The 11,829-nt window shown below is 49.2% G+C and carries 11 protein-coding genes and 3 pseudogenes; 8 read left to right on the top strand and 6 right to left on the bottom strand.

What is annotated here, in order from left to right; all coding sequences use genetic code 11:
- A pseudogene (locus tag H6F88_RS20920) lies at positions 1–96 on the top strand (IS5/IS1182 family transposase); the annotation flags it as partial.
- A gap of 14 nt (positions 97–110) precedes the next feature.
- Here H6F88_RS20920 and H6F88_RS20915 read toward each other — a convergent pair.
- On the bottom strand, positions 111–1,403 hold the full coding sequence (locus H6F88_RS20915) for a serine/threonine-protein kinase (RefSeq protein WP_190644656.1): 1,293 nt from the start codon (positions 1,401–1,403) through the stop codon (positions 111–113).
- 421 nt (positions 1,404–1,824) lie between these two features.
- On the opposite strand from H6F88_RS20915, the gene H6F88_RS20910 reads away from it, so the two are divergent.
- Together H6F88_RS20910 and H6F88_RS20905 are read left to right on the top strand one after the other, a co-directional pair.
- Entirely contained in the window at positions 1,825–3,231 is a 1,407-nt protein-coding gene (locus H6F88_RS20910; protein ID WP_190644655.1) for a ribulose bisphosphate carboxylase small subunit, read from the top strand.
- Between the two features lie 88 nt (positions 3,232–3,319).
- Positions 3,320–4,555, top strand: coding sequence for an MFS transporter (locus H6F88_RS20905; RefSeq protein WP_199333724.1), 1,236 nt, complete (start codon positions 3,320–3,322; stop codon positions 4,553–4,555).
- 96 nt (positions 4,556–4,651) lie between these two features.
- Here the strand turns inward: H6F88_RS20905 and H6F88_RS33530 are convergent.
- Both H6F88_RS33530 and H6F88_RS33525 read right to left on the bottom strand, forming a co-directional pair.
- Positions 4,652–5,272 (bottom strand): annotated as a pseudogene (locus H6F88_RS33530) (LysR substrate-binding domain-containing protein); the annotation flags it as partial.
- 33 nt (positions 5,273–5,305) lie between these two features.
- The gene (locus tag H6F88_RS33525) at positions 5,306–5,578 is read right to left on the bottom strand and encodes a LysR family transcriptional regulator (RefSeq protein ID WP_242050637.1); all 273 of its coding nucleotides are present in this window, start codon (positions 5,576–5,578) and stop codon (positions 5,306–5,308) included.
- A gap of 84 nt (positions 5,579–5,662) precedes the next feature.
- Here H6F88_RS33525 and H6F88_RS20895 point away from each other — a divergent pair, with 84 nt between their 5' ends.
- From H6F88_RS20895 to H6F88_RS20880, 5 genes and pseudogenes are all read left to right on the top strand, one after another.
- Positions 5,663–6,409 (top strand): SDR family oxidoreductase, encoded by a 747-nt coding sequence (locus H6F88_RS20895; protein ID WP_190644653.1) that lies wholly within the window; start codon positions 5,663–5,665, stop codon positions 6,407–6,409.
- 153 nt (positions 6,410–6,562) lie between these two features.
- A complete protein-coding gene (locus H6F88_RS33520) occupies positions 6,563–6,805 on the top strand; it encodes a hypothetical protein (protein ID WP_242050636.1) in 243 nt (80 codons plus the stop codon).
- Positions 6,730–6,909 carry an ester cyclase gene (locus H6F88_RS34610; protein WP_347277720.1) on the top strand — a complete coding sequence of 60 codons (180 nt, stop codon included), beginning with the start codon at positions 6,730–6,732 and terminating at the stop codon, positions 6,907–6,909. The genes H6F88_RS33520 and H6F88_RS34610 overlap by 76 nt, the downstream gene beginning before the upstream one ends.
- Before the next feature lie 113 nt (positions 6,910–7,022).
- Positions 7,023–7,919: pseudogene (locus tag H6F88_RS34605) on the top strand (hypothetical protein).
- Positions 7,920–7,970: 51 nt separating this feature from the next.
- Positions 7,971–8,591 carry an NAD(P)-binding domain-containing protein gene (locus H6F88_RS20880; protein WP_190644652.1) on the top strand — a complete coding sequence of 207 codons (621 nt, stop codon included), beginning with the start codon at positions 7,971–7,973 and terminating at the stop codon, positions 8,589–8,591.
- Between the two features lie 9 nt (positions 8,592–8,600).
- Here H6F88_RS20880 and H6F88_RS20875 read toward each other — a convergent pair whose 3' ends face one another.
- The 3 genes from H6F88_RS20875 to H6F88_RS20865 all read right to left on the bottom strand — a co-directional run bounded on the left by H6F88_RS20875 (position 8,601) and on the right by H6F88_RS20865 (position 11,828).
- Positions 8,601–9,308 carry a lecithin retinol acyltransferase family protein gene (locus H6F88_RS20875; protein WP_190644651.1) on the bottom strand — a complete coding sequence of 236 codons (708 nt, stop codon included), beginning with the start codon at positions 9,306–9,308 and terminating at the stop codon, positions 8,601–8,603.
- Between the two features lie 92 nt (positions 9,309–9,400).
- On the bottom strand, positions 9,401–10,876 hold the full coding sequence (locus H6F88_RS34600) for an FHA domain-containing protein (protein ID WP_190644650.1): 1,476 nt from the start codon (positions 10,874–10,876) through the stop codon (positions 9,401–9,403).
- A 181-nt stretch (positions 10,877–11,057) separates the two neighbouring features.
- Positions 11,058–11,828, bottom strand: a complete 771-nt coding sequence (locus H6F88_RS20865) for an FHA domain-containing protein (RefSeq protein WP_190644649.1) — start codon at positions 11,826–11,828, stop codon at positions 11,058–11,060.
- Position 11,829: the final 1 nt, after the last annotated feature.

Below are 11,829 nucleotides of genomic sequence, written 5' to 3'. Positions count from 1 at the left end.
TTTGCAGGACGTTATCGCAACCGCAGAAAACGGTTTGGCTTGCGCTTGAACCTGATTGCTGGCTTACTCAACTATGAATTGGCACATGCCTCTTGATTCATGCAGGAAGTCTACTGTGCGAAACTGCGGCCGGACAATCTGGCTGCTAATCCAGCAATCACAACAATTGGAACACCCAAAAACAACACAAACAATTTAGTTCTGACTGGATCAATTCCATTCTCACTTTCAACGATAGCGAGTGCAATCAGAAGTAGAACTGCCCCAATGCTGCTGACTAGTACGGTACTAATATTAGCCACTACTTGGCGATGCAACCGAGCATCGGTGAGAGGATAGAATCCCAACCGAGTCACAAGTCCCAAAAAGATCCCATTTACAAGTCCCAACGTTAGCCCTACCGCTAACCCAATTCCTGCTCCCACAAGAGTACCTAGAACAGGAAAGACACTGGTGCCTATCAACCCACAAAAAAATGCTCCTGATAGGCAACTTGTTCCCATGTTTTGAGCGATCGCAACTCCGACAATAGTAAAAGTTGGGGTAGGAAGGGGTTGGACAGGAGCAGGTTTATAGGTGTTGAACTCAGCGTATTCCAAAGCTTCTAGGGCAGCTTGAGTAGATGACAGTCTCAGTTTTAGATCTGGCTCGGTCATCTGCGTTAGCCACTTTACCAAACCAGCCATAGGTGGAAAGTGAGCAGCGTGTTCAAACTGAATTCGTAAGTCTTGTTGGGGCAAATCAGCAGGGTGTTTCCCGGTAAGCAGGGCGATCGTCGTTGCCCCTACTCCATACAAATCGGAAGCCGGAACTGCTCGTCCGCCAAACTGCTCTGGCGGCATATAGCCATAGGTTCCAACGACTGTAACTGTTCGCCCTTCTTGAGTTGCTAGCGTTTGTACAGAACCAAAATCTACAAGATAAACCTCACCGATGCTATTTCCGGTGCGATCGCCCAAAATGATATTGCTCGGTTTAATATCTCGATGAATTACAGGTGGCTTTCGTCCGTGCAAGTATTTCAGGATGTTTAACAGGGACTTCACTAGCTGTTTGATTTCAAATTCGGTGAAGATGCGTCCCGATTTGAGATAGGAGTCGAGCGATTGCCCTTCCACATAGCCCTGGATCAGCGCTAACTGTTTGGAATCCGGTAAGTCAATTTCAAAAAAGTCAAGATAACGCGGAATGTTTGGATGGGACAGCGCTTTCAGCGTTTCGGCTTCTCGCTCAAACAGCTTCAAATCATCCCACTCAAAATCCAGATCAAAGGTCAACAGCTTGATCACAACCTGTTGGTTCTCCTGCTGGTCATAAGCCAGTAAAGTTTGTCGTCCAGCGTTTTTGCCAAGCTGCCGCTGAATTTCGTAGCGCTGTTGGATCAAACCGGAAGCGTTATCCATGCTTTACCTCGGTTGCAGAAGCTTTGGTAGTAGCCCCTAGGAGTGGGCGATCGCCTCTCTAGTTCATCTGGAATTAAGGGAACAATTTGAGCAGCAATTTGACAATTGGCGTTAAAACTTTGTGATTTGTTACCGAAATACAAGTCCCTATTTTGCCAACCTCACCTCAAACTCTGGATACTTCTGTATTTGTCAGCGTTAGCCCTGATGATCTGTCAGCCTCTCTAGAGTGACTAAGCTCTAAGAATGCTTTCGCGATCGCCCCTCTCCCAACTTCATAGCCAAATCTGATGTGACCAATGAGAAAAATTTTGGGTTGTGTCGAAGCATTTGATCTAGGCTATTGATGGAGCGTTCAGTTAGTCCTGCTGTATCCCTGCGAACAAAATGGGGGATACGTTGGGAAGGGTTAAACAGATTTATGTCAAAGTACTACATTTCACCCCGCTTTCTTGACAAGTTAGCGGTGCATATCACCAAGAATTTTTTGAATTTGCCCGGTGTTCGGGTGCCGCTGATTTTAGGAATTCATGGTCGCAAGGGCGAGGGAAAGTCATTTCAATGTGAACTGGTTTACGAGCGCATGGGTATCGAGGTGGTACACATGTCAGCAGGTGAACTGGAAAGCCCTGATGCGGGCGATTCGGCGCGTTTAATTCGCTTGCGCTATCGGGAAGCAGCAGAACTGATTCGAGTGCGGGGCAAAATGGTCGCCCTGATGATCAACGACTTGGATGCTGGAGCGGGACGGTTTGACGCGACGACGCAGTATACCGTTAACACTCAGTTGGTCAACGGTACGTTGATGAACATTGCCGACAATCCTACAAACGTGCAGCTTCCGGGCAGCTATGACTCTACGCCGCTGCATCGAGTGCCAATTATTGTTACAGGGAATGACTTTTCGACGCTCTACGCACCGCTGGTGCGGGATGGGCGAATGGAGAAGTTTTACTGGGAACCCGATCGCCCCGATCGAGTTGGTATTGTTGGCGGCATTTTTGCTCAAGATGGGCTATCTCAGTCTGACATAGAGCAGCTGGTGGATACGTTCCCCAATCAGGCGATCGACTTTTTTGGAGCCTTGCGATCGCGCCTCTACGACGAACAGGTGCGAAAGTTCATTCACGAAGTTGGGTTTGATCAAGTCTCACTGCGTGTCGTCAACAGTAACGATCGCCCCCCCGAATTTCAAAAACCCGACTTTAGCCTGCCACACCTGAAAGAACTGGGCAACCAGATGGTGACAGAGCAGCAGCGCGTTGAGCAAATGCGATTGGGACGCGAATACTTGGGCAGAGAGTACAACGAAACTCGGCGCGAAGATCAAACGCAACTATCAGAGACTTCTGCAAGCGCCACTCGTCAGAATTGGTCAGTCTCCGATCGCCCTGAACCCACGCGGTCAACTGCCCCCTCGAATAGATACAGCAGCAACGGTAGTGGCAACGGTAGCTCCAGTTCTTCCAATTCCGCTAATTCCTCTAGCACTTACTTTGACCCTCACACCTCAGAATCTAGCCGCGCAAGCTCTTATGAAGGGTCAGGTTCTGGCTCCAGATTAGGTTTGGAGATGGTGCAGCAGGTGCGCGACATTTTGAGGAGCGGGCAAAAGCTGGGAATTGAGTTTGTTAGCGATCGCCGTTTTCGCACGAACTCTTGGCAAAGCTATGCCACAGTTCACGGAAATGAAGCAGAAGCGATCGCCGCCCTCGAAGCTTGCCTCAACGAACACGATCGCGACTACATTCGCCTAGTGGGAATCGACCCCAACGCCAAGCAGCGAGTGCTAGAAACGATCATTCAACGACCCAACGGCCGGAACTAGTGATGACCCGATAGCAGGAAGTAGCGATCGCTCTACCCCTGGGATGATTTTTGTCCATACAATCTTCACTCCCAGGGACGCTTTAACAGTGAATCAGGCAAAGAAAAACGTATCGCTGCTGGTCGCCTGTCAAGCATTGGCGATGACAGGCAGCATCATTCTGTTCACCATAGCGGCCCTGGTCGGTGTTTCTCTTGCGGAAGACAAATCTCTCGCCACGCTACCTCTGGCGCTGTTACAGCTTGCAACGATGTGTGCAACTATTCCAGCGGCACTGCTGATGCGGCGGGTTGGGCGACGTTTAGGGTTTATGGTCGGAGTGCTGATTGGGGCAGTGGGTGCGGGACTAGGCGTTTTGGCGATTTTCCAGTCTAGTTTTAGCCTGTTTTGTTTAGCAACGCTGGTATTTGGCTGTTTCAACGGGTTTGTGGGCTATTACCGATTTGCGGCAGCAGATGCGGCAACTGAGGCATTTCGCAGCCAGGCTATTTCTTTTGTGGTATCGGGTGGAATTATTGCTGCGATCGCTGGCCCAGGATTAGCCATTTGGTCAAAGGATTGGTTTGTTGGACAATCTTTCGCAGATGCGCCACTGTTTAACCAAGCTGCTTCGGCTGAATATGCGGGTTGCTTAGTGATGATTGTGATTCTGCAAATTGCGGCACTGGTTTTGCTGAGCGGGATTGATATTCCGCCTTTGTCTGAGCAAGAGCGACAAAAGAGCGGGCGTAGTTTGGGGGCGATCGCTCAACAGCCTATCTTTATCGTTGCCGTTTTAGGCAGCATGTTGGGCTATGGCGTAATGGTCATGGTGATGACTGCCACGCCGCTAGCAATGGTTGCTTTTGATCATTCCTTCAACACAGCCGCATCGGTGATTCAGTGGCATGTGTTGGGAATGTTTGTACCGTCACTGTTTACTGGATTTCTGATTGCCCGATTTGGCACTCTGAGGATTATTTTTATTGGGGCTATCCTCAGCAGCTTATGCATCTTCATCAACCTGACGGGAACAGGGGCACTTCACTTTGGCTTTGCGCTATTGCTGCTAGGAATTGGCTGGAACTTTATGTTTGTGGGTTCCAGCACTTTGCTAACTCAGGCATACGCTCCAACGGAACGGGCAAAAACGCAAGCAATGCACGACTTTTTGATGTTTGCCTTCGTCGCCTTTGCCACTTTCCTCTCCGGCAGACTGCTAGAGCGTTTTAGCTGGGCTGCTGTCAACTACACAGGACTACTGATGATTCTGGTTGTGCTAGGGGCACTGGGTTGGTTTAGGCAACAGGGAAGGGCGATCGCCAAAAGCCACAGCACCCCATAACTTTCAGATTTTCTTTAAAACACTTTGCTTGCAGCGCTAAATTTTTTGTTGCGACGGCTCAATCCTTTGTTTGTACAGCTTGAACCTTTGATTTCGTCATGCAGCATCAAAAGTTTTGCACACCGTTCTAATGGCATCGCGCAACCAACAGACTGCCTCATCCCGATCGCTCAATTTGCTCCACACCATCGAAACTTTCCAGGGCTTTGTTTTGACTGGAAGTTCAAACAGCCTCAAGTGGTAAATACTTGCCATTTGAAGAGCAAGACGATGGGGAACTGCGGCAACTAAATCACTGGATGCGAGCGCACACGGCAAAATCAACATGTGGGGAGTCGTTAAAGCAATTCGACGCGCTAAGTTCTGCTCATTCAGCGCATGGTCAATTGCACCGATGCTGTCTCGCCGCAGCGTAGTCAGTGCGTGAGATAGAGACGCAAAGGTTTCTAAATTCATTGTTCCATGCTTTATATCGGGGTGCCCCAGACGGGCAATGCCGACAAATCGTTCTGTAAAAATAGGCTCCCAGTCGGTTTGCCGAGGTGGGTTTGGAAAAACTCCTAACGCAACTTCGATCGCCCCTTGTTCTAACAACTCACCCAAGTCATCTTTTTCATAACCAATCATGTGAAAGTTGATGGATGGTGCAGTTTTACGGACAAACTCTAGCAGCGGCGGCACCAAAACCAAACTGGTGTAATCTGAACTGCCAATGGCGAAGGTGCGAGCGCTATTGGCTGGCTCAAATGCTTAACTTGCAGTGACAGTTTGGCGAATCTGCTGCAGCGCTGCCAAAATACTGGGGGCGATCGCCTGCGCTTTGAGTGTTGGCTGCATCTGTCGCCCCAACCGCACAAACAGCTCATCTTCAAATAAAATTCGCAACCGATTGAGCGACGCACTCATTGCAGGTTGTCCTACTTGAAGCTGCTCGGCAGCTTTGGTCACGCTGCGATGCTCCAGCAGGGCTTCAAAGGCAACTAGCAGGTTTAGATCAATCGCTGCCAGATTTATTGATTTCATTAATACTATTTATCTAAAAAATCATCTTGCTCACTAGTTTAAGGGTTGTTACGGTAACGACAGAGCAAACTTAACTAGCATTGGATGACTATGGCGCAGAGAGTTGCAGTAGTGACAGGTAGTCATAAAGGGCTGGGATATGCGATCGCCCGTCAACTAGCTCAAAAGGAAATTCAAGTCATTCTGACCAGTCGTAAAGAGCAAGACGGTCGTGCTGCTCAACAGCGGCTAGCTCAGGAAAACATTCAGGTCGATTTCCACCCCCTGGATGTAACAAGCGAGGCGAGTGTGCAGCAGTTCACAACTTGGTTGCAGCAGGCTCACGGCAGAGCCGACATTCTAATCAACAATGCGGGAGTTAACCCAACAGCGCAGCCAGAAGAAGCTAGCCTGCTCACTACTCAGTTAGAAATCATGCGCTCAACCTTTGAAACAAACGTGTTGGCGGTTGCTCGAATTGTTCAAGCCCTGTTGCCGCTAATGAAAGCACAGAACTATGGGCGGATTGTCAACGTCTCTACGGAGATGGCTTCTTTCACGTTAATGGGGAGTGATTACTATCCATTGGCTCCTTCATACCGCCTTTCTAAGATAGGGCTGAATGGACTGACGGCAATCCTAGCAAAGGAGCTGCAGGGCACTAATATTTTGGTCAACGCTTACTCTCCTGGCTGGATGCAAACTGACATGGGCGGTTCTAACGCGCCGTTTACTGCTGATGAAGGAGCCGAAACCGCTGCATATTTAGCAACTCTGCCAGAAGGTGGCGCACAGGGTAAGTTTTTTGCAGAGATGCGGAAATTTGGAGGGGCAATCGCGCTTCCTTGGTAATTCATCCTGGAATCAAAACACAACGCAACGACGGCAAGAAAAATTAACCATGACTCCAACGGAAGAACAGAATCTGGCAACTGCCCGTATCTTTGTAGAACAGTTTTTGGGTAGGGGCGATATGACAGTTGCGCAGATGTTTTAGATGACGATGTGCAAGCGATTACCGGATTAAAGCCCGATGGCCCAATCGACGGACGTGAGCAATACAAGCAGATTTTCAGTACCTTTTTTGATGCATTTCCACCCGTTCCGGGTTTAGAGATGATTGTCGAAGATATTTTGCAGCAGGCGATCGCGTCGTTGTTCGGTTTCGGTCAGTGCAAACCCATGCGAAAGAATTCTTTGGTGTGGCCGCAACCAATCGAAATATCACGTTTATCGAAACTCATGTGATGCGGCTACGGGACGGCAAAATTGTCGAAAACGTCGTGAGTGCGACCAACCTGGAATTTGAAATGTTAATGGCTCCTGTTCTAACGCCGTTGATTCTCAAATAACGAGGCTTAACATTATGGGTGCAGGATCTCAAATCTAAAAGGTTACGCAAACATATAACCTTAGAGCAAATAGGATTTCTGTAGTTGTATTTTGCTTGAGAAGAGATCTCCTTATGGTTAGTCACATCCTGCTACAAACGACGATTCAAACTCACCCTGACGATTGGGCAATCGCGCGATTCTCTCTATTGCAGGATTACCTCGCCTCTCTCACTGACGCGGATGGAAAACCTCTCTTTGAAGTGACAGCACGAGATCGACAAACCGATCAGCAGGGCAACGATCCAGTGTTAAGTAACCTCGATCAGTCAAATTTTAGTCAGCTTTGGCTATTTGCTGTGGATGTGGGAGATGGCTTAAGCGCAGCAGATTGCGAAGGAATTCAGCGGTTTCGGCAACGAGGCGGAGCAATCCTGACTACTCGTGATCACCAAGATTTGGGGTCTTCACTGGGCAAACTTAGCGGAGCTTGCCACCCGCTGGCTTCCGCGCATTTCTTTCACAGCCAAAACCCGGAACCGGAACTGGATCGGCAGCAGCGAGATGACTAGGAAACTCAAGAAATCAGTTGGCCAAATTATCATTCCGGGCGAAATGGAGACTATCAGGTGATCCAGCCAACGGAACCGCTGCATGGGCTTTTGCTGCGTCCTACAGGAGAAGCCCTTCAATATTTACCCGCTCATCCCCATGAGGGCGCAGTGGGTGTTCCACTGAATGGGGATTCTGGCATTAGGGCGATCGCCACAGGCACCAGCAAAATTAGCGGACGTCCATTTACTCTGGCAGTGATCTTTGAACAAGCAGTAGATTCTTCAGGGCACAAATTGGGACGGGCGGTGGCTGAGTCCACCTTTCACCACTTCTGTGACTACAACTGGGATACAAACTTTGGATGTCCTAGTTTTGTGTCTGAACCTGTTGGAGACGGCATTGCTCAAAACCCACAGGCACTTGAAGATATTCACACTTACATACGAAACCTGGCTCTGTGGTTGGACGCTGCTTGATAATGCATATCCCTAAAGAGTGGGGAAACAAAATAACGATTGGAGCATGTTATGAACATTGGCATCATTGGTGCAGGAAACATCGGCGCGACCTTAGCCGAACTGCTGACTCGTGCAGGTCACGCGATCGCTATCAGCAATTCCAGAGGCCCAGAATCTTTGCAAGAACTGGTGATACAACTCGGCCCTAACGCCCACGCTGCAACTGTGACAGAAGCCGCTGAGTTTGGAGAAATCGTGATTGAGGCAATTCCATTTGGTCGTTATGCTGATTTGCCAGCAGAAGCGCTCAAAGGCAAAATCTTGGTGAATGCAGGCAATTATTATCCCGAGCGCGATGGCACAATCGACCTGCAAGGGCTAACTCATAGCGAATTCATTGCCAGTCGCTTGCCTGACGTAAAAGTCATCAAGGCATTCAATACGATTTATTGGGTTCATTTACGAGAGCAAGGAGATCCGACCAAGCCTCTAGAAGAACGACGAGCTATCTTCATTGCTGGAGATGATGCTGAAGCAAAACAGACCGTTTCCAAGCTGATCGAAGCGATCGGTTTTGCTCCAGTAGATACAGGTTCATTACATAACAGCCGCATTCAAGAACCGGGTGCAGATATCTACAACAAAACCCTGTCTGCACGGGAGGCGAACTCGCTCATTTCCAGCCCGTAGAAGTGAAAACTACACTGAAGGAGCTACCATTCGCTGCTGCAAAACTAACTGATTTCGCAGCAAATCTGCTTCCATTACACTCAGCTGATCAAGTTGTGCTTTAAAGTCTGCGGCTCGTCGCTTTGCGGCAACCTTTCGCTCTAGAGCCGCCCGAACGATTGGCTCTGGTTTGCCTTGCTTCAGGGCAAGTTGGGCAACCCGATGCCAAGTCTCTACATCCGCTTGAGTCCGGTCATATTGTGGCTGAAGCTGAGCTTTGGCGATCGCAATATTTCGCAGCGCACGATCTGACAGGTAAATCGATTGAATCGGATCAGACTCCGTTGCAGCCTCTTGAATCAATCCCCGTGCTGCTGTTGCTCCCACACCGCCAATGCCCAAGCCAAAGTTGTTAAGCTGCTGGCTTTCGCTCACTCCAGTCTTGCACCAGTTAGCAAAATGCTCACAGTTATTTGAAACCAGGTTATACTGCTGCTCTCCCAGACGACTCTCGGCCCGCTGCATGACAATGTCAGGAATATAAGATCTGGGCTGGTGCTTCACAAAAATGGGATTGCCCGCTGCAAAAGATTCTACAGAAGTCCGGCTAATTGTCGCTTCCCCAACCTTGCGATAGTGAATCACCGTACCGTCGCCACAGTCGATGCCGTGATGCTCGTAGACCCCGTCTTGTCCAAGAAACGGACGCATCACGTAGATTTGATCTCCTCGCGCCATAGTTCTGTCTCTATTGCTCTCTATTTTTTCGCTCTGGCTTAGAGGTAATTTAGCGCAACCGGCTTCAAGGAGTGTTCCACAATTCGAGGGAGTTAGTCCTGTTGGTGAGCGGCTTGCCGAAGCGCGTCAGCGAATAAACTTGCCGAATCGAAGCGTTGTTCAGGATCAGGATTAGTGACTTTCTGCATTACGGCACGAATTGCAGGAGGCACATTGGGCACTGACTCTGCACAAAATCGGTATCCTTCACCGCGATCGCCATAAAACGAGATTGGATTTTGACCCGTTAGCAAAAATGCCAGCATGGGACCCAAAGCATACAGGTCAACTGCAGGAGTCGCATTAATGTCTAGCTGCTCAGGGGCAGAATAACCCGTAGATCCGGCGGGGTTTTCTTGTCCTAAAACTACAGCTTTGGTTGCCCCAAAATCAACCAGAGCCATTTCTCCTGCGGCAAACGGAGCGCTCTGGTAAATCAAGCTTGTCGGTCTAATTCCGCGATGTAAGATTGGCGGTGTAAATGCGTGCAAGTAATCCAACAGTCCACAGATTTCTAAAATCCAATCGATTGCCTGATGGAACTGAATTGGGCCTTCTGCCATCACCTGTTGAGCGACTGTATTGCCAATCATCATTTCCATTACTAGGTAGGGACATTGGGCGATCGCAAAAAAATCAACCAATCGGGGAATTTGGGGATGGTTGATCTGCCGCAAAATCTCTGCCTCGCACTCCAGCGCAGCTTGCGCCTGGGGGTTATCAATCCAGTCTGGGTTCAGCGTCTTTAGCGCCAGATTTTGACCATTTCGCCAGACGAGGTAGGTAATGCCGATTTCACCCTCACCCAATACTTTGACAAGCTGATAGTCTCCAAGGGTTTGCAGCACTTGCAGCGGTTGTCCGCAATCAACGCAAAACAGACCACCCCCCCGCTGATGAGTACAGTCTGACTCAGACGTGTCCATGCTATCTAGTCCGCTGAGTGCATTGCTGGCAATGGCTTTTCCAAAAGAATTTGGGGGTTTAGGAATCGTTCCCGAAATATCGCTGCTAGGTTCCGATGAAATTTGCAGATGGGGCGGTACTGGGATCATTCCGACGGACGACACGGTTTTCTTTGGGGTTTCGATGCTGCTTTCGGTATCTCCAAACTCCGATGGAGGCTCCCCGCTGCGTCCTGTGATTTCGGTATCCGAAAAGGCGTAGTCTGTGCGCTGGCTGATTGTGCGATCGCCAGTCATGGTGTTAGGCAGATCTTTGTTTGCCTCAGTCCCAATCCGAATCTGAATATTGGGTCCTGACCGCGCCAGACGCATCACCGCTCCATCCAAAATCGGTACTTGAGTAATGCGTTTGCCGTCTAAGTAGGTGCCGTTTGTGCCCAGGTTTAGAATTTCCCAGTTTGCCCCAACCCTACGCAATTCCACATGATGGCGAGACACCACTGCGCTATAGAGGATCACATGATTGTCGGTCGAGCGACCAATACGAATCACAGACTCATTCTCAAAAGTCCAAACCTGAACTGGGATTTGCTTAAGTGGATGTAAAAGAGAAAGAGTAATCACACTGGCAACTTGGAGTCTGAGAAGGGCTGGAATAAACGGGGGGAACGCTAAGCTTCCAATTTGAAACTTTCTATTATGCTACGCTGCTTTGCTCAAAACCAAAGCAAAGAGTTTTTGACTAAGAGTTGCCTTGATCAATGACAAATTATTCGACTATTCATAACCAATATTTCAGTTTGGATCAAGCAATCTGAAACAAAAAGGTAACGCGATCGCCCTTTCCTAGAGCAATGCGATCGCCCGAGCGCAATCGATGGCGATTGCCAATAGGCAGTGGGGCATTATTAATGTAGGTTCCATTTGAACTACCCACATCTTCAATGTAGTAAATCCCTCCTTCGACCCGGATATCTGCATGAATTCTAGAAACAATTTCAGAATTCGGAAATCCGGAGACATCCACATCAGGGGGAATTCGATCGTTTGGTTTACCCAAATGAATCACTGATAGATTTTGAGGCAGTTCAATCGTTGCATTTGTCTGCACATGTAGCAAACGCGCCGACTGAATTTGAAGCTGGGTCTTGAAGTCAGCTGAAGGATCTGGCAGTGGCGGTGGTGGCGGTGGCGGCGGTGCTGAATGAGCAACATTCTGCCCCTCAGAGACAGGGGCAGGAGAGACTGGATCAGGAGAATGAACGCCTGAACCGACCTCGGGCTCAGCATGGGACACACTTGCCATCAGTGGCTCTGGCTCCACTAATGGCTCTGCGGGCAGCAAATCAGGAATTTCAAAACTAGGGGCTACGGTCGGAGGTGGCTCTACAGCTCCGGCCTCTTTGACCCCAGCTGTTCGAAGATTAAAGCCACATTGCCCACAAAAGCTGGCGTCTGCCTGTACGGTCGAACTGCAATTAGGGCAATTCATCATCATTGGCAGAGGCGTATAGCAGGCCTCACACTGAACAGCCCCGTCCGGGTTTTGGTGATTGCAATTAGGACAGACAATCATG

This window comes from Oculatella sp. FACHB-28, from assembly GCF_014696015.1.
Lineage (GTDB): Bacteria > Cyanobacteriota > Cyanobacteriia > Elainellales > Elainellaceae > JAAUTN01.
Note: the sequence above shows the minus strand (reverse complement) of the source record. Positions and strands in the feature narration are given on the sequence as shown.